Here is an 18,149-nt window from a genome sequence, read left to right as displayed (position 1 = left end):
ATCGGGAAGGGAGGAAGAACGATTGGAAGTACCCACATCGTTGTTAAGACCGAAGGCAAGTCGTAATAGAGCTGGTCTGTTCAGGCGCATCATTCGATTCCGTTATCTATATCTGATGCTTCTGCCTGCAGCCGTATATTATGCCGTGTTTCATTATTACCCCATGTACGGAGCCATGATCGCGTTCAAACAGTTCAGCATTATGAAGGGGATCAACGGAAGTCCATGGGTCGGATTTCAGCATTTCGAGACATTATTTAAGCTCGATAAGTTTTGGCAGGTGTTTTGGAACACGATTGTGATCAGCTTCTACAGACTTATATTTGGTTTCCCATTGCCGTTAATTGCGGCCATTCTATTGAATGAAGTGCGAAAAATCGTATTTAAGCGTTTTGTTCAAACCGTTATTTACCTGCCTCATTTTATTTCGTGGGTCATCATGGGCGGCTTACTGATTAACTTGTTATCGATGGAGAACGGAGTAGTCAATCAGGCCATTGCAGCACTTGGTGGAGAGCCCATTGGATTTTTAACGGATGAGTCCTACTTTCGCAGTACGCTTGTCGGTTCGATGATCTGGAAGGAATTTGGTTGGAACACGATTATTTATATGGCTGCTCTAGCTGGAGTGAATCCACAGTTATATGAAGCAGCATGGATGGACGGAGCCAATCGCTGGAAGCGTATCTGGCATGTAACTATTCCATGTATTCGAACAACCATTATTATTCTCTTGATTTTAAGAATCGGAAATATGATGGAAGCAGGCTTTGAACAAATTTTTGTGCTATACCACCCGGGAGTCTACCGGACTTCGGACATTATCGATACCTATGTTTATCGAATCGGTTTGGTCGATGGTCGATTCAGTCTTGCTGCTACGGTAGGGTTGTTTAAATCCGCCATTAACTTCACTTTGCTGGTCTTCGCTAACCGTCTGGCTCGAAGGATGGGCGAGCGAGGTATCTTCTAAGAAATGCAGGAGGTAAGAGTGATGCATCATACCGATTTAGGTGGAAAACTATTCAATGCATGTAATTATTTATTACTAACTTTGATCACTTTGATCACGCTTTACCCATTCTGGGATTCACTTGTTGTCTCGGTTATGCCTCTCCAGGATAGTCTTGCTTCTAACTTACATCTGTTTCCGAGAACGATTACATTCGAGGCGTATGACTATATTTTCAAAATGAAACAGCTTTGGCAATCCTACGGTGTCAGTATCTTCGTCACGGTAGTTGGAACCTTGATGAGTATGGTCGTAACGACTTTAGCGGCTTACGCGCTATCCAAAAGTTATCTCCCAGGCTCAAGGATCATGATGTTTCTAGTCGTTTTTACGATGATGTTCAGCGGCGGCATAATTCCAACCTATTTGGTTGTAAAAGATTTAGGCTTGATGAATTCAGTTTGGGCGATGATGGTGCCACTTATGGTCCAGACCTATAATTTAATTATTATGCGCACCTTCTTTAGTTCCGTTCCAGAAAGTTTAGAGGAGTCCGCGCGAATTGACGGATGCAACGATGTCGGGATTCTTATGCGTATCGTTATACCTTTATCCATGCCTGCAATTGCTACGATTTCTTTATTTTACGCTGTTGCCAAATGGAATGAGTTTTTTACAGCTGTTATGTATGTGACCGATAAAGATATCTGGCCGCTGCAGTTGTTTCTTCGCGCTATGCTTCTTGATAATGAAGCCGTATACCAATCGGGTGGAGACAGCCCGTTTCTGCTCGGGCCCGCGATCAAGATGGCAGCGATTATGATTTCTACGATTCCAGTTATGATGATCTACCCCTTCTTCCAACGTTATTTCGTGCAAGGGGCTACGCTTGGAGCAGTCAAAGAATAAGGTTTGCCTAAAAATGGGAGGTCTATCTATGATGATTCAAAAAAAAGGGATTACACTTTTACTTAGTATTGTAATTGCAGCCACTACAATGGTCGGATGCTCGAATAACAAAAAAAATGAACCTGCTGGAGGGAATACTGGCGAAAAAGATAGTGCGCCTGTTAAGGTGGTCTATCTAACGCCTGGTGATTCTGCCGCCAAGCCGATTGTAGCAGGGGACAGAATTATTGCTGAGATCAATAAAAGGCTGGGGATTGACCTGGAGGTGAAGCTCGTTCCAGAAGGTGGATTTGAGAAGATTAACGTTGCTATGGCGACGGGAGATTTTCCAGATGTCGTTACCGCACAATTCCCTTCTCCTTCATTAAGCCAATGGATCGAGGAAGACTTGCTTGTACCTTTGAATGATTACTTGCCAGACATGCCAACGGTAAAAGAAAAGCTGGAAAATAGCTTGTCATGGACTGCTGTGGATGGTAAATTTTACGGGTATCCGTTCATTGAAGAGAAATCAAATATGGGGATGGCTTTCCGTGCCGACTGGCTGGAAACGCTCGGTATCGAGCCTCCAAAAACACTGGAGGAATTCCATGCGGCGCTGAAAGCAATAGTGACGCAGGATCCGGATAAAAACGGAAAAGCGGATACACAAGGATTGTCTGCTTCCAAAAGTACAGGCTTTAATGGCTCCTTTAACTTTGTCTTTTATGCATACGGCTTGCCTCATGGCGATTGGGTGCTGGATGATGCAGGAAAAGTAGCGCCTGCCTTTGAACATCCTGCGTTTAAGCAGGGCTTGCAATATTTACGTTCACTATGGGAAGAAAAGCTCATTGATACAGAGTTCTTGATCAATGATAACCAACAGCGGGAAAACAAGTTTTTCCAAGGCCGAATCGGCTTTATGGTTACACCGCTATTCCGTCACGTGAACCGTCTAGAGACTAGTTTGCAGAAAGTAAATCCGGCTGGTAAGCTTGGGTTTTCAGCTCCACCAGTTGGGCCTGAAGGTAAACACGGCTTATCTGCATCTAACAAGGGTGGCATGTTTACAGCGGTTACGAAAGAAGCGAAGGACCCGGCAAAAGCAGCTCAATTTATTGAGTTCATGCTCTCTCCGGAAGGACGCGAGCTTTTGGAGTTAGGTATTGAAGGCATTCATTACACAAAAGATGGCGATAAAATTACCTATAACGAAGTAGAGCGGGAGAAAGATGGTTTCGCATCTAACGGCTGGTCTCATGCTCTGGCATGGGGGAACGTCGTTTGGCCGCTGACTAGAAACTTCTTGCCTCAAACAGAGGCTCAGGTCGATCGTGCCAAGGAATCGGTTGAGATTGGAACAGCAAATATGGTGCCAAATCTTGTGAATGCTACGACTGCCGAAGAGATTGAATTGGGTGGCGTATTCAGTGGCGGCGTATTAGGAGAATTAACGAATCAGTATTACCTCGAAATGATTTCAGGTAAGAGAGACATCGATTCCGGTTTAGCAGAGCTCGCCAAAAAATGGCGCGATCAAGGTGGAACTAAAGTGTTGGAGGCTGTTAGCAAAGCCTATGAGGCTCAAGCAAAGTAAAGGGTAAACGAGGCTTGAGGCTGTCCCCAAAACAGAGTGTTCTTCTGCAGGTGGGGCGGCCTCTTGCGATAATAAGCCGAGCCCTATGAATTAGCCTATATGCATTGATCAGAAAAGAGGTTAAAGCTTATGGATACCAAGCAGCCAAACATCATTCTGATTACGACAGATCAGCAGCGCTATGACAGTATTAAGGCGAATGGCAGCTCGTTTATGAATACACCCCATATGGATCGTCTTGCGAAGGAAGGGGTTTCATTTCGCAGAGCCTATTGTCCGAATACGATTTGTACACCGTCGAGAGTTTCGATAATGAGCGGTATGCATCTTTCACGACATGGATCCTATAACATTGGAACGACTACGAGTCATTATTCCACATGGATAAGTACAATTTTACGAGAGCATGGCTATCGGACACATCATGTAGGCAAAGCGCATTGGCATCCATGGGGATCGGAGAGTCCAGAGACGATGGAAGTGGATGATCGCGGAACACCATTTTATGATTTCAGCGGGTTTGAAACGGCAGAGCTAAGCTTAGGCCACAATACGTATGGCGTAACCAGTCATTATGCTCATTGGGTGAACCAAAAAGGCTTTGATCCGAAGAGTTTTGCGAATAGCCGTATGTTCGATGAGGATGCCAATGATACCGGTGATTGGAATATACCACTCGAGGTTCATCAGGGAAATTGGATTGCTGAATCCGCGATAGATTTTATGAAAAGTCAGGAGGGAGATCGCCCATTCTTTCTTAATTTGGGCATTCAAGATCCGCATCACCCTCATGTGCTGCCTGTACAATTTACCAATCGAGTTGATCCCGCAGCAATTCCATTGCCGGATAATACGAATGACACAGAGACGGACTACGCAGATCATATTCCGTTATTTCATAATGGCCGAATTGTGGAGAGTCGATTTAACGGACCTCACGTGATAGCTGGCAATGGAGCTGTTGCCTGGAAGACTTATTTTGAAGATGAAGAGAAAACCAGGTTAACCCGTGCTTATTATTATTCGATGGTACAGCTGATAGATGAGCAGCTGGGCCGTATACTGGACGCTTTGGATTCACTGGGCTTGGCTGATGATACTCTAATCATCTTCACAAGCGACCACGGTGAAATGCTGGGCGATCACAGGATTGGCCAAAAGGGACCTCTCGTATACGAAGGCGTTACTCATATTCCACTGTTGGTCCGATATCCCAATGGATTCGCTCCTTGCGAGGTGGAGGAGGTGGTATCACTGGTCGATCTATTGCCTACGATTCTGGATTTTGCAGCCATTGAGGATCATGTGAAGCGAGACGGGATTAGCTTAAAGCCCCGTTTAGCGGATGGAGAGCTGTTATCGCGAAGTGGGGTCCGTATCGAGTATAAGGAGGAGCCAGACCGGATTCGCTATAAATGCTGGGTAAAGGCTGAGTGGAAGCTGGCTGTATATTTGGGAGAAATATTCGGAGAGCTTTACCATTTGCAGGAAGATCCAGGCGAGAAGCACAACTTATTCCACTTGCCGGAATATCAGTCCATAAAATTAGAGCTGATGATGGAGCTTCTGAATGACATGGAACGCAGCGAGCCCGTGAACAGGAGATCGAGCAGGGTGTAAACATTAACTTATAGTGGGAGTGCATACATTTGCGAGAGCATGATACGGATAAACCAAATATCATTGTTATTTTGAGTGATGATCAGGGTGCTTGGGCGATGGGATGTGCAGGCAATAAAGAAATTCGTACACCGAATTTGGATCGACTGGCAGCCGAAGGAATGCGGTACTCCAGCTTTTTCTGCACATCGCCTGTTTGCTCTCCTGCCAGAGCATCCTTATTAACGGGAAGAATGCCTTCACAGCATGGTGTTCATGACTGGATCCGCGAGGGCAACGTTGGAGAAAACGCCATTGAATATTTGCAGGGCCAAACCTCCTATACCGAAGTTTTGGCTAATCACGACTATAATTGCGGGATAAGCGGCAAGTGGCATTTGGGCGATAGCATCAACCCTCAAAAAGGATTGACCCATTGGTATACACACCAATCAGGCGGCGGTTATTATTATAATGCTCCAATGATTAGAGAAGGCGAGCTCGTTACGGAATCGGGCTATTTGACGGATGTCATTACGGATGATGCATTGAATTTCTTAGATAAACAAAAGCATGAAGAGCCCTTTTATTTAAGTGTACATTATACATCGCCACATACACCTTGGATCGATAGCCATCCGCAAGAAATTGTGGATTCCTATGACGATTGTTTATTTGAGTCTTGTCCACAGGAGCCCTTACACCCTTGGCAGCTTCGAAATGAGCCATATTGGGACAATCGCAAGGAAAATTTAAAAGGATATTATGCAGCTGTTACTGCAATGGATCAGAATATCGGCAGAATCATCGACAAATTAGAGGAGATGGGTGTACGCGAACAAACATTGATTTGCTTTCTTAGCGATAACGGTTTTAACTGCGGACATCATGGAATATGGGGCAAGGGCAATGGGACGTTTCCACTCAACATGTTTGATACCTCTGTAAAGGTGCCGGCTATTTTTTCTCAGCCTGGGCGCATTCCCCAAGGTCAAGTATGCGATGAGCTGGTAAGCGGCTATGATTTTATGCCGACCATTCTTGAATATGCGGGCCTGCACCATCCGGTAATGGACAATTTGCCGGGGAGAAGCTTCCTTCCGCTGCTGCTGGGTAAGGAAAAGAATGTGCATGATCACGTTGTGATTTATGACGAATATGGTCCTGTTAGAATGATTCGAACGAGGGAATGGAAATATATTCACCGTTATCCATATGGTCCTCATGAGCTCTATCATGTGGCGATTGACCCCGATGAGAAGAACAATGTATTCGATGATCCTGCTTGCAGTGAAATAAGGATGGAAATGAAGTCTAAACTGGAGAACTGGTTTGTCCATTATGTCGATCCTGCCCTAGACGGCACTCACGAAGCGGTATACGGTTTAGGTCAACTCAATCTAGCGGGTCCTGCAGGAAAAGGAACAAAGGCTTATGCGGAATTTGAATAAAAAGGGGTGATAGGACAAACCAACCGACTCCACATACTTACGTCTTCACAGTGTTCCGTCATACGGTTGAGATCCCGCAGCTCAAACACGTGCGCATACCCCCAAAGACGCCAAATAAGAACGCTCACATCGAATCGTTTCAAGGAGAAAAACAGATGACCATAATCGACAAATTAGCAACTTCACTTAACCGCAAAGACGAAGGTCCTATTCAGGAGTTGGCGAAATATATTGCCGATCGAGATGATAAAGGTGCTGTGATAGAACTTGTTGATAACTTGCATAACAATGACAAGAACATTCAAAGCGATTGCATTAAAGTTCTCTATGAGATTGGAGATCTCAAGCCGTCTTTAATTGCTGAATACAGCAAAGAGTTCGTAACATTGCTTGATCATGGAAACAATCGACTTGTTTGGGGGGCTATGACCGCACTAGATGCGATAACTCTTGAAAGTCCGGAAGTCATATATTTAGCACTTGAAAAAATTGTAGTTATTACTGACAAAGGTTCGGTAATCACCAAAGATCACGGGGTAAATATTCTGATTAAACTTTGTTCTTTCAAACAATATGCTGATCATGCATTCAGATTACTCATCGAACAGCTTAAGAAATGTCCGACAAATCAACTTCCAATGTATGCGGAGAATGCAATATCCATCGTTAACGATAAAAACAAAGCCCTTTTCATAAAGACGCTTTCCTCACGACTCAATGAAATTGAAAAGGACACAAAACGAAAGCGAGTGGAGAAACTGATTAAGAAATTGAGTTGATTCTATCCGTTGTGTAAGATGTGACAGTATTGCTCAAAATGAATAGGCTGAAAAAGCTGATACTACTTAGGTCCCCAAATTATTTGGGGACCTAAGTAGTATCAGAAATAACAGGTCATTCGCAGCCCATTTATCGGGACTAAATGTCCCTGATACTGCGTTGTGGTCGTGATTTTTCGTCCTGGCAAAGTTAGGGCACCGATCACATGATTATATTCTGACCGCTCGATATAATAATGGCATAACCGATACGTTTCCCCACAACAAAACGAAGGAGTGATTTTTATGATTAGTAAGGTACAGCCATCCAACCAAGCAAGTCTGGCAGTATCGGCGGGGCGCATTCGCTTCACTGGCCTGGCGTGCTTCATCGGCGGGTTGCTGTGGGTAGTGCTTGTTAGTGTCGAACAATTTAAGGCGGTACCTTCACTAGTCAGCGATTTACTGATACCCATTCCCATGTTGCTGGGCATGGCGTGCGGGCCGCTGGGCCTGCTCATTCTCCGTGCCAGCGGGAGTGGCCGGATGAGGCGGGTCGGATTCATCGGCACATCTATCAGCCTACTGGGGGTATGTTCTTACCTGGCAGCTACCTTGTCACAATACGTTGTAGGGGATGAGGTGGAGTTTTTTTATCCCATAGGTGCATTACTGGTTGGAGTCGGTATGATAACGCTGGGGATTGCGGTGTTCGTTGCGCGATGGATGGCGGGATGGCGTCGGATGGCACCGCTTTTCGTTGGGCTGTACTACGTAGCGATGATTCCGTTCCAAATCGTCTTCTTTATTATCCCTAACGGAGAACCTTCGCCAATACTACTCGGGTTCTGGAGCGTCACATGGATTCTGCACGGATATGCCATCTGGTCTAGTGCTTCTTCCTTCGAACGTCGCGGGTGAATCTTATTCGATTACCTTTACTAAGTTTATATCGTGGGTTATTATTATCGCAGTACTGGAAAACAATGGATGGCTCAACCGAGATGGAGCCTGGTAAATAGCAGCGGTCCGAAGAGGGGGATCTTGTGAGGGTGGGGACGGATCAACTTCAATGGAAATCCATAGGATTACGTACATTGTGGCTTCTGGGTGTACTCTTCGCTGTGTATGTTTTGATTTCCGGGTATCCGGGGTTTGTGTCCTCCCTGTATAGCCCATGCTCGGAACCTTCCGGCGTAGGCTGCAACCGTTTGCAAATTCATGTTGATCAGATGCCGGCGCTTGAGAGGTATGGTGTCTCGCTTCAAGGGTATGCGCTCTATGCCATCAGTAGCGATATGATCGTCACGATATTCATGATCGGGGTAGGTATACTCATCGTTTGGCGAAAACCAGCCGATCGGATGTGCCAATTCGTATCGTTGCTGCTGATTGTCTTCGGAGCATTCGGAATGAACGAATCACACGCAATACTGACCCCGTCTCGCTGGTTTGAACTGGTCTATTTAATGTTCGTCATTCTGAAGTGGCCGGCTCTCGGTTTCCTGTTCTGCACGTTCCCGGATGGCAAGTTTGTTCCACGCTGGTCTTGGATGCTCATTTTGCTTTTTGTCATCCAGTTGGTCCTCTTTATGCTGCCTCACCCCTATAATATTGAGAACTGGCCGTCGCATTTTGCTATATTGGAAATGCTTTTGGTGTATGGCAGCGTGACTGCCGCGCTTTTGTATCGCTTTTTTGCTGTAGCCACGCCGCTGCAAAAACAACAGATCAAATGGCTGGCATTCGGGTTCGGTACAACCCTGTTACTGGTCATTACAATCAATTTACTCCCTTTGTTTTTCTCTAGCTTCGACAGACCGGAATCTTTCTACCATTTGTTAGGTCCGGTGAGCACGGCGCTATCTTATCTTCCGATTCCGGTGGGGATCGGAATTGCTTTGCTTCGTTACCGGTTATGGGATATAGATATCGTTATCAATCGTGCTCTCGTCTACTTAGCATTGTCGACCAATATTCTGGTTGTGTATGTGCTTGTCGTATTCGGGATGAGTGCACTTTTCCAAGTATATAACAGCTTGTTTATCTCCCTGTTCGCTACCGCGCTGACCGCTGTCATCATACAACCGCTGCGCCTTCGTTTACAACGAGGGGTCAATCGCCTTATGTTCGGTGATCGGATCGATCCTTACCGCGCTCTTGCCAATCTGGGGAGGCGGCTCGAAGAGTCGTTACCTGCTGATAATTTATTGCAGACAATCGTTAAAAGTGTTGCCCAAGCGCTTCGACTGCCTTATGCAGCCATTGTATGGGACAGGGAACAAAGGTTAGTTGGCGGCGAACATTCGCAGATGGAAGTAACGTATGGCAGTCCCCTAAATAGCGGAGACAAGGTGAGGCTTCCGCTAATCCATCAAGGAGAGCGTGTCGGCGATCTTGTTCTTTCGCCGCGTCAACAGGGGGAAGAGCTAACGCCAGCCGATTTGCGATTGGTGCGGGATCTTGCGCCCCAGATCAGTATTGCGGTCCATTCAGTCCGGTTGACCGCGGATTTGCAGCGGATGACGATCGACCTGCAACGATCACGCGAGCGTTTGGTGACAGCACGTGAGGAAGAACGGCGCCGCATGCGCAGAGACTTGCATGATGGTCTTGGGCCGCTTTTGTCCAGTCAGACTTTGACACTGTCCGCGGTCAAAAAGCAATTGCGGCAGGATCCGGACACTGCGGAAAAACTGCTTGCGGATGCCATCGATCATGCGAAAGAGGCTATAACGGATATTCGCCGGCTTGTGTATGCACTCCGCCCGCCTGCACTTGATGACCTGGGTCTGCTTGCAGTTTTACGGGAGCAAGTGTCACGGTATCATGCAAGCGGCATAAAAATCATGGTGGACGTACCGGAAACGCTTCCCCCTTTGCCTGCGGCAGCAGAAATGGCATGTTACCGAATCGTTCAGGAGGCGCTGACTAATATCGTGAATCACGCTCATGCTACCTCAGCGAATATTCGACTGCGTGTGAAGGATGGTGTGACGTTGGAAGTGACCGATAACGGGCAAGGACTGCCGCCAAGCACCCGCGGCGGTGTCGGCTTTTCATCCATGCATGAACGTGCGGAGGAATTAGGAGGGACATGCCGCATTGAGAATATATCGGACAGGGGAACAAGGGTGATCGCCAACATCCCGCTACCCCAAGACCAGCATGAAAGCCCCCATCCATTCAGGAAAGCAGGAAAATTACTATGAGCCGTATTCGTGTCCTTATTGCGGATGATCATCCGGTATTTCGATATGGGCTTCGCGCCCTGTTGCTGGCGGAGGCAACCATGATTGAGGTTGTCGGCGAGGCCGCTACGGGAACGGAAGCGGTCTCCTTAACATTCGAATGTGTACCGGATGTCGTCCTTATGGATTTGAACATGCCGGGGTTGAATGGGATTGAGGCAACTCGCCAAATACTTGCGAAATCCCCGCATACAGGAATTTTGGTGCTGACCATGTTTGAGGACGATGAATCCGTTCTTGCCGCTATGAAAGCTGGAGCGAGAGGGTATCTGCTCAAAGGTGCGGAAGGTGATGAAGCGATACGGGCCATCACAGCAGTGAGCAAGGGAGAAGCTATATTCAGCCCGTCGATCGCGAGCCGTTTATTCGGATACTTTGACTCAACGAAACAAAAGCTTTTTTCTCGTTCGGTGGAGCCATTCCCCGATCTAACGCCACGAGAGAGGGAGGTTCTGACGCTGATTGCACAAGGGTATACCAACTCAACGATTGCTGAGCGTTTTGTGCTCAGTCCGAAGACGGTTAGAAATCATGTTTCGTCGATCTTCAGCAAACTCCAGGTTGCTAGCCGTGCCGAAGCCATCATAATGGCAAGAGACGCGGGCGGTTTCAAAAAAAGTCCTTAGTCAGAAGTTAGCTCACTTATGTTTCAAAGACACGGATTTGATAGTCCGCATCTTTCTTTTGCTGCGGTTTCTCAGTCTTCTCTACTTTTTCAAACGGTCCAATCCTCCAGCCCGCCTTCTTCACCCGAATTGTGCTTAATGGGGTGGTGCCTGATGTGGGGAAGGAACCTATTGATCAAGAAGAATATCCCTCCTTTGAAGGAAGGGTATTCTTCTTGATCTGTTCTTGTGCGAATAAATCACTGTCACGAGAATGTAAGAAGTGGCGAGTATAATTCAGACTGTAGTTTCAACATGCAGGATGGAGCGGATCATGATGTGTATATTGCGAACGGTTGATTTAAGGAAGATATATGGCAAGGGGCCTAATCAGGTGAAGGCACTGGATGGTGTGAATATAGAAATCAAAGAGGGCGAGTTCGCGGCTATCGTTGGTACTTCCGGGAGCGGCAAATCCACGTTATTGCACATGCTTGGTGGTCTGGATCGGGCGACTAGTGGACAGGTTATCGTAGACGGGAAGTCTATATTCGATATGAATGACGACGAGCTAACGGTATTCAGAAGAAGGAAGATCGGGTTTGTTTTTCAACATTATAACCTTGTTCCGATCCTTAATGTATATGAGAATATTGTGCTGCCGATTGAACTGGACGGGAATACAATCGATAAATCGTATGTGGAGCATATTGTTAAAACGTTAGGTTTGGCGGAGAAGCTAGATAACTTGCCTAGTCATTTGTCCGGCGGACAGCAGCAGAGGGTTGCTATTGCCCGGGCACTGGCCACGAAGCCCTCTATTATTCTCGCGGACGAGCCTACTGGTAACTTGGATAGTCGTACAGGCCAGGAGGTCATCGGACTACTCAAAGTAACGAGTAAACAATTCAATCAGACGATGGTGATGATCACGCATAGCGAAGAAATTGCTCAACTTGCCGATACGATCATCCGCATTGGTGATGGTAAGGTTGTTGGAGGGAAACAATGATGATGTTTCCCAATTCGAATAAAGGAATCATTAAAAAACTGATTCGCAGAAGCTTGAGAGCAAACCGGACAAGGAACCGTTATGTCATCTTAGCCGTCATTTTAACTACCTGGTTGCTAACATCTGTATTTACTATTGGAATGAGTTTTATGAAAACCTTCGACATGCAGCAGATAAGAATGATTGGTACGACAGCGGATGTGGCACTATACAATCCCTCTCAAGAACAGATTGAAAGGCTGAAACAGCTTCCGTATGTGAGTCATGTAGGACTCGATACTCAAGTGGCGCAAGTGATCCCAACCCAAGAGATGGGTGATCTGGAAGTCAGTATGCACGGGTACGATGCGTCTGAATGGGATAATATGAGAGCGCCTCTCCTAGGAAACAAAGTCAATGCTTATCCTGAGAAGCGCAACGAAGTGATTGTCCCGACATGGATATTGGACAAGCTAAATATCACGGAGCCGGCAATCGGGATGACTTTGCCTCTAACGTATCAAAGTGAAGCGGGGGAGCGCAAGGAATCCTTCATTCTAAGCGGCTGGTATACGGATTATTCTCAATTGCGCTCAGGTAATGCTGGGGTGATTATTGTATCACGTGAATTTGCGGAATCCGTGGGCGCGGACTCTAGCGGCAAGAGTACAGTAGCATCCATTGCATTCAAAGGTGGAAGCAGCATAGATCAAAACATGAGCCAGCTAGAACAGGATCTGAAGCTGAATGAGGATCAGAAATTGACGAGTTACTCAACAATAGAAGACCAGAACAGCTCGAAAATGACAACCATGTTGGGTATCGCTGGAATTATTGTATTTGTCATGTTTAGTGGATATTTGCTCATTTATAATGTGCTTTATATTTCCGTAGCTACAGATACTAAATTTTACGGGTTATTAAAGACGATTGGTATGACGAGGAAACAGATTATAAGAATGGTGAATGGCCAAGCTGTCCGATTGGCGGGGATCGGGATACCGATAGGTGTTGCAGCAGGTGTGATCACATCATTAGTTGCTGTGCCGTTAGCAATTGAAGCATTCACTTTGGATACGGATGTTGAGATTTCTTTTCACCCCATTATCTATGCGGGAGCGGTGTTATTTGCCTGGTTGACGACAATGGCAGGATGCAGGAAGCCAGCCCGAATTGCAGCGAAGATTTCCCCAGTTGAAGCTGCGAAGTATGTGAGGACGACAACGAAGAAGAGTAGACATGGCTCCAAGCTTTATCGAATGGCATTACGTAATATGTTTCGAGATAAGAAGCGGGCATTAACCGTATTCCTATCGCTGTTCATAGGTCTCACTACTTTCCTGACGATCAATACACTTGTTCTAAGCATGAACACAGATAATTTTATAGCCAGCTATATTGATAATGATTTTGATTTAATGAACAAGACGGTCGATTTCGGCTATCAAGGGGAACAAAAACAGAAATTGACGGAGGAGATGGCGGAGGCCGTTCAGCAAATGAGCGGGGTAACGGACGTCAGGAAAACGTATATCGATAAGGAGGGAAGCATCGGTTATACAAATGAAGTGTTTGGAAAGTACGTCGATGATAGGGTTACAAGATACAATATGGAACGACCCACGGACGAGCAATTGAAGGATTCGGGTATGTTCTGGTCAGTGCTAATTGGGATTGACACCAAATATGTAACCGAGATGAACAAGAGTCTTGAAACACCAATTGACGTAGAGCGATTCGAGAAAGGCGAGATTGCCTTACTGAGCTCAAGCGAAGAGGTTGTTAACAGGGGGGATCGTTTCCAGTTTAACTTTAAGGAGGGTGGCGTTGACCGGGAGCTTGAGATTGGAGGCTTTGTGAGCCCGCAATTCCAGGTTTCATTCGGCGGGATGGCACCTAATGTGTATGTCAGTCATAATGCTATGAAGCAAATCATTAAGGATCCGATTTTGTATAAAATGAACATTCAAGCAAATAAGAAGGATCAACCGCGGATTCAGGAGCAGTTGGAGACGTTGATTGCAGGTGACCGTGAGATTGAGCTGACGTCCAAGCTGCAATGGGCGGAGAAATTGGAGTCTGCCAAGATCATTTTCTACCTTCTGGGTGGTGCCATTACGCTTATTCTTGCCGCTATTGGTATTCTCAACTTCATTAGCACGATGTTTACAAGTGTTGTGGTGCGCAAGCATGAGTTTGCAGTGATGGAAAGCATCGGCATGACGAGGCGTCAATTGCGCAAAATGCTACTGCTTGAGGGTATGGGATATGCCGTCATATCGACTTTGCTGATCTCCTCGCTTGGAACTCTGATCAGCTATGGCGCGTACCATGTGTTTAGTCAGGAAGCCGATTATGCGATCTACACGTTTCCAACCATTCCTTTACTGATCGCATTCGTGCTTGTGTTCGCTTCTTGTCTAAGTGTTCCAATTATCGCTTATAATAGATCGAAGAAGATGAGTATTGTGGAACGTTTGAGAGAAGCGGTTTAAAGCGGCTATCGGGGTTAGTTATAGGTTGGAGGATTAGGGACAAAGGATGGGGAGGTGTACATCATGGCTAGGATTCTCATTGTCGAGGATGATCGGCTATTAAACGAGGGGCTTTCTTATGCACTTGGGAATGAAAATTACGATATTGTATCTGCCTTCTCGAGTGAAGAGGGGCTAATCGCATTTCGAAGCCATGAGGTTCACCTCATTATTCTTGATATTAACCTGCCTGACAGAAGCGGGATTGAGCTGTGTAAGGAAATTCGCCAAGTCTCGGATGTCCCCATTCTATTCCTGACGGCCAAAGATACGGAGCAGGATATGGTCGTGGGCTTCGAATCAGGGGCGGATGATTATATGGCCAAGCCATTCAGCATGGCGGTGTTAAGCCAGCGTCTTAAGGCGATTCTCCGCAGAGGTGGGGGAGATGATAGCCCGCAGTTGTTTTCCTATAAGGATTTAACTGTTCACTATGATAAGATGAAGGTATATAAGCATAACCAAGAGATTAAGTTAACGACTACGGAATTCAAGCTATTAACGATCCTTACTCGAAATAATAAGATGGTGCTGACCCGGCAGATGATTCTCGAAAAGCTATGGGATTTGGATGGGATCTTCGTGGATGAGAATACATTAAGCGTAAATATCAAGAGATTACGAAATAAAATTGAAGACGATCCGAAACAAAACGTCTATATTAAGACCGTTTTTGGCATCGGATATACCTGGGGGAGTGAAGGGTGAGAAGCTCCTTTACTCGAATTATCCTTGTTAGCGCGGCGCTGTATGCAATCACATGCGGCTTATTTATTTTTTTCTTAATTCAATATGAAGCTAGTCGGACCGTGATTACGATTTCGGTTCTATTCGCTGTGGCGGCGGCTGGGATATTTACTGGCTTTATGCTGGCTATTCGAAATCAAATGTCCTCGATCTTATCTAAGCTCTCGTTGACTATTCAATCTATTATCGATAGACAAGGCAGTGAATGGTTCTCCGTTTCAGAGGACAACATGCTGTCCAAGCTGCAGGAGCAAGTACTTAAGTTATCGGGAATCTTAAGGATGCAGAAGCAGCGGTATAAAGAGGAAAGCGAAGAAGTGAAATCGCTCATCTCAGATATCGCCCACCAGTTGAAAACACCGCTAGCCAACCTGACCATCTATAATGGCTTGTTAATGGACAGCGGGTTAACTACGGATAAGCGTCAGGAATTTACTCGTATTCTGCTAAGCCAGACGGAAAAACTGACGTGGCTAATGGATAATCTGATCAAGATGTCCCGGCTTGAGAGCGGCATTATTATGATCCAAACGGGGAAGCACGATATTGGAAAAACGGTTTTTACCGCGATCAAGCAAATGTACCCTCACGCAGAGAGGAAGAACGTAGAAATTCAATTTAGCGGTGAGCAGAGTATCGAGCTGCAGCATGATGTAAAATGGACCGGAGAAGCAATCCTAAATGTGCTGGACAACGCTGTGAAATATACGGATGAAGCGGGTGTCATCAAAGTTTCGATTCACAAATACGAGATGTTCGCGAGAATTGATATTGAAGATAATGGTAAGGGCATACCGGAGCATGAATTAAGCCAAATCTTCAAACGATTCTATCGCGGAGCCGATGCGATTGATACACACGGAGTGGGAGTTGGTCTATATTTGGCCAGGAAAATCATTACGGAGCAAGGTGGCTATATGAAGGTAAGCTCGGAAATGGGCAAAGGGAGTATGTTTTCGATCTTTGTTCCAGTTGGCGACAGCTTTTCTGTTGCTCCCGCTATTTCAGATATAACGCCACTCGACTAATGGATGTGCTCACGAGACGGAAGCTGTGATAAATCCCGCCCCGTAGCTGCCGTTCCCTTCTGGAAGCCGGATTCCCGGTGAACTCGCTGATCGATTCCAACTCCAGCTCTAGTTTCAGTTCTTCGCTTGTACGAAGCTCCGGGCTAATATCCTCCAACCTTCTCATAGTTTCCTGATTCCCTCATTTCATGTGCTTGTTTTTATGGGTTTTCGTAAATTAGGATGATCTAAATAATCTACAAGATTTCCATAGATAATCTATATCTCACCCCTTTTATCTTTTTTATACTTATAGCAAGGTAAGCGTTAACAAAACATTTACCTGCATATAACGAGGAGGTTGCTTATGAGAAAAAGTGGGTTATTAATAGTAATTATCGCTTTGTTTGTATCTGTACTTGCTGCTTGTGGCGGCAATAATACAGGAGAGGGTACCAAAACTCAAAATGAAAAGGGCGCAACCGAAAAAAATTCAGAGAATGCACAAGAGGAAGTTGTAAGGGCTGATTTCTTCTTTGATAATGCATCATGGACAGACTATCTGAAGGAAATCAACCCTATCACTTTGAAGAATAGCAATACGGAACTGCAAGGTGTGCCATACAATGAACCCACTTCCTATCAGACGGCTGTTCGTGTAGGATTTACAACAGATGATGCTGCAGATATATTCAAGTGGTGGAATGGATACCAAATGAAGGAGCTTGTTGATGCAGGTCATCTAGCCGATATGACAGAGCAGTGGAAGGACATGGTCGCAGACGGCGTAGACCCCTCTATGGCTGATACATTGACCTTTGACGGGAAGACTTACGGTATTCCAGCAGGTGTTCATTATTGGGTCATGTTTTATAACAAAAAAATATTTGAAGAAAACGGATTGCAGCCTCCAACAACATGGGATGAATTCATGAAGATTAATGAGACATTAAAATCCAAAGGTATTACACCTATAGGAACTACAACGACGGATGTATGGAATGGCTTCATTTGGTTCGAGGAGTTTATGATTCATTCCTATCCTGAATTCTACAGCAAGCTGGTAGTGGGCGACGCCAAATATACCGATCCCGAAATGGTTGAAATTATGAAAGTTTGGGCGTCGTTTTATGAAAAAGGTTATTTCTCACAACCGCTGGATTGGAATAATGAAATTGCGCCTGCATTTGCCAAGGGCGAATTTGCGATGTACATGAAAGGAAGTTGGTTTGCCGATTACTTCAAAGGTGCCGGCATGGAGGGGGGAAAAGACTTTGGAGCATTTGTCCTGCCAGCCATTAATTCGAAAGCAGGAAATGTAGTGATTTCCGAGGTTACTCCTTTCCTGGTTTCCGAGAAATCTAAAGATAAGGAAAGTTCGATTAAAGCATTGGTGGCATTAACAAAGAAAGAAGCGAATGAAAAAGTGCTTTCACTCTATGGAGGTGTTCCGATCCGTAAGGATATTGAATCCCAAGATCCGATCATTAAAGATTTGGCTTCCGAAATCAATACCAATGGCTACACCACAATAACTCGCTTCTGGGAAGCTACGCCTTCCGAGCTGGCCGAATATGCATCTAGTGAGTTTGTCCGGTTCATGCTTAATCCGGATCAGCTTCAGCTCGTGTTAGAGAATATTCAAAAGAAAGCCGATCAATACTGGGCGGAGCATTAATATAAAGATGATAGACAGGGAGCCGTCTTCGGAGGGTTCCCTTCTGCGCGCCTGGCCAAGCCAGGCACAGTTCTCTATTTTTTGGAGG

General features: G+C 45.7%; 15 protein-coding genes. 14 read left to right on the top strand and 1 reads right to left on the bottom strand.

Annotation, left to right across the window (positions count from 1 at the left end):
* The first annotated feature begins 22 nt into the window (after positions 1-22).
* From IEY46_RS16245 to IEY46_RS16185, 13 genes are all read left to right on the top strand, one after another.
* Entirely contained in the window at positions 23-973 is a 951-nt protein-coding gene (locus IEY46_RS16245) for an ABC transporter permease (RefSeq protein WP_229750323.1), read from the top strand.
* A gap of 21 nt (positions 974-994) precedes the next feature.
* Positions 995-1,861: a carbohydrate ABC transporter permease gene (locus IEY46_RS16240; RefSeq protein WP_188993010.1), complete on the top strand. Its 867-nt coding sequence runs from the start codon at positions 995-997 to the stop codon at positions 1,859-1,861.
* A 28-nt stretch (positions 1,862-1,889) separates the two neighbouring features.
* Positions 1,890-3,440 carry an extracellular solute-binding protein gene (locus IEY46_RS16235; protein ID WP_188993009.1) on the top strand — a complete coding sequence of 517 codons (1,551 nt, stop codon included), beginning with the start codon at positions 1,890-1,892 and terminating at the stop codon, positions 3,438-3,440.
* A 129-nt stretch (positions 3,441-3,569) separates the two neighbouring features.
* Complete coding sequence (locus IEY46_RS16230) at positions 3,570-5,060, top strand: sulfatase family protein (RefSeq protein ID WP_188993008.1); 1,491 nt, start codon at positions 3,570-3,572, stop codon at positions 5,058-5,060.
* 29 nt (positions 5,061-5,089) lie between these two features.
* A complete protein-coding gene (locus IEY46_RS16225; protein WP_229750322.1) occupies positions 5,090-6,490 on the top strand; it encodes a sulfatase family protein in 1,401 nt (466 codons plus the stop codon).
* Positions 6,491-6,645: 155 nt separating this feature from the next.
* The gene (locus IEY46_RS16220; protein ID WP_188993007.1) at positions 6,646-7,269 is read left to right on the top strand and encodes a hypothetical protein; all 624 of its coding nucleotides are present in this window, start codon (positions 6,646-6,648) and stop codon (positions 7,267-7,269) included.
* Positions 7,270-7,659: 390 nt separating this feature from the next.
* Positions 7,660-8,169 carry a DUF418 domain-containing protein gene (locus tag IEY46_RS16215; RefSeq protein ID WP_188993006.1) on the top strand — a complete coding sequence of 170 codons (510 nt, stop codon included), beginning with the start codon at positions 7,660-7,662 and terminating at the stop codon, positions 8,167-8,169.
* A gap of 131 nt (positions 8,170-8,300) precedes the next feature.
* Positions 8,301-10,460: a sensor histidine kinase gene (locus tag IEY46_RS16210; protein ID WP_188993005.1), complete on the top strand. Its 2,160-nt coding sequence runs from the start codon at positions 8,301-8,303 to the stop codon at positions 10,458-10,460.
* Positions 10,457-11,125: a response regulator gene (locus IEY46_RS16205; RefSeq protein ID WP_188993004.1), complete on the top strand. Its 669-nt coding sequence runs from the start codon at positions 10,457-10,459 to the stop codon at positions 11,123-11,125. The genes IEY46_RS16210 and IEY46_RS16205 overlap by 4 nt, the downstream gene beginning before the upstream one ends.
* A gap of 316 nt (positions 11,126-11,441) precedes the next feature.
* The gene (locus IEY46_RS16200; protein WP_188993911.1) at positions 11,442-12,116 is read left to right on the top strand and encodes an ABC transporter ATP-binding protein; all 675 of its coding nucleotides are present in this window, start codon (positions 11,442-11,444) and stop codon (positions 12,114-12,116) included.
* Positions 12,113-14,590 carry an FtsX-like permease family protein gene (locus IEY46_RS16195; protein WP_188993003.1) on the top strand — a complete coding sequence of 826 codons (2,478 nt, stop codon included), beginning with the start codon at positions 12,113-12,115 and terminating at the stop codon, positions 14,588-14,590. Before IEY46_RS16200 ends, IEY46_RS16195 begins: the two co-directional genes overlap by 4 nt.
* 63 nt (positions 14,591-14,653) lie before the next feature.
* The gene (locus IEY46_RS16190; protein WP_188993002.1) at positions 14,654-15,337 is read left to right on the top strand and encodes a response regulator transcription factor; all 684 of its coding nucleotides are present in this window, start codon (positions 14,654-14,656) and stop codon (positions 15,335-15,337) included.
* Positions 15,334-16,404 carry a sensor histidine kinase gene (locus IEY46_RS16185; protein WP_188993001.1) on the top strand — a complete coding sequence of 357 codons (1,071 nt, stop codon included), beginning with the start codon at positions 15,334-15,336 and terminating at the stop codon, positions 16,402-16,404. The genes IEY46_RS16190 and IEY46_RS16185 overlap by 4 nt, the downstream gene beginning before the upstream one ends.
* Here IEY46_RS16185 and IEY46_RS16180 read toward each other — a convergent pair.
* On the bottom strand, positions 16,376-16,570 hold the full coding sequence (locus IEY46_RS16180; protein WP_188993000.1) for a hypothetical protein: 195 nt from the start codon (positions 16,568-16,570) through the stop codon (positions 16,376-16,378). The genes IEY46_RS16185 and IEY46_RS16180 overlap by 29 nt on opposite strands.
* Before the next feature lie 180 nt (positions 16,571-16,750).
* On the opposite strand from IEY46_RS16180, the gene IEY46_RS16175 reads away from it, so the two are divergent.
* Positions 16,751-18,061, top strand: a complete 1,311-nt coding sequence (locus IEY46_RS16175) for an ABC transporter substrate-binding protein (protein ID WP_188992999.1) — start codon at positions 16,751-16,753, stop codon at positions 18,059-18,061.
* Positions 18,062-18,149 lie beyond the last annotated feature (88 nt).

Source organism: Paenibacillus nasutitermitis (assembly GCF_014641075.1).
GTDB lineage: Bacteria > Bacillota > Bacilli > Paenibacillales > Paenibacillaceae > Paenibacillus_Z > Paenibacillus_Z nasutitermitis.
This window is presented reverse-complemented; position numbering and strand designations above follow the sequence as displayed.

Coding starts and splice junctions, on each gene's coding strand:
- IEY46_RS16195 (WP_188993003.1), top strand. CDS start 12,113: ATGATGATGTTTCCCAATTCGAATAAAGGAATCATTAAAAAACTGATT.
- IEY46_RS16200 (WP_188993911.1), top strand. CDS start 11,442: ATGTGTATATTGCGAACGGTTGATTTAAGGAAGATATATGGCAAGGGG.
- IEY46_RS16180 (WP_188993000.1), bottom strand. CDS start 16,570: ATGAGAAGGTTGGAGGATATTAGCCCGGAGCTTCGTACAAGCGAAGAA.
- IEY46_RS16235 (WP_188993009.1), top strand. CDS start 1,890: ATGATGATTCAAAAAAAAGGGATTACACTTTTACTTAGTATTGTAATT.
- IEY46_RS16240 (WP_188993010.1), top strand. CDS start 995: ATGCATCATACCGATTTAGGTGGAAAACTATTCAATGCATGTAATTAT.
- IEY46_RS16190 (WP_188993002.1), top strand. CDS start 14,654: ATGGCTAGGATTCTCATTGTCGAGGATGATCGGCTATTAAACGAGGGG.
- IEY46_RS16175 (WP_188992999.1), top strand. CDS start 16,751: ATGAGAAAAAGTGGGTTATTAATAGTAATTATCGCTTTGTTTGTATCT.
- IEY46_RS16205 (WP_188993004.1), top strand. CDS start 10,457: ATGAGCCGTATTCGTGTCCTTATTGCGGATGATCATCCGGTATTTCGA.
- IEY46_RS16230 (WP_188993008.1), top strand. CDS start 3,570: ATGGATACCAAGCAGCCAAACATCATTCTGATTACGACAGATCAGCAG.
- IEY46_RS16220 (WP_188993007.1), top strand. CDS start 6,646: ATGACCATAATCGACAAATTAGCAACTTCACTTAACCGCAAAGACGAA.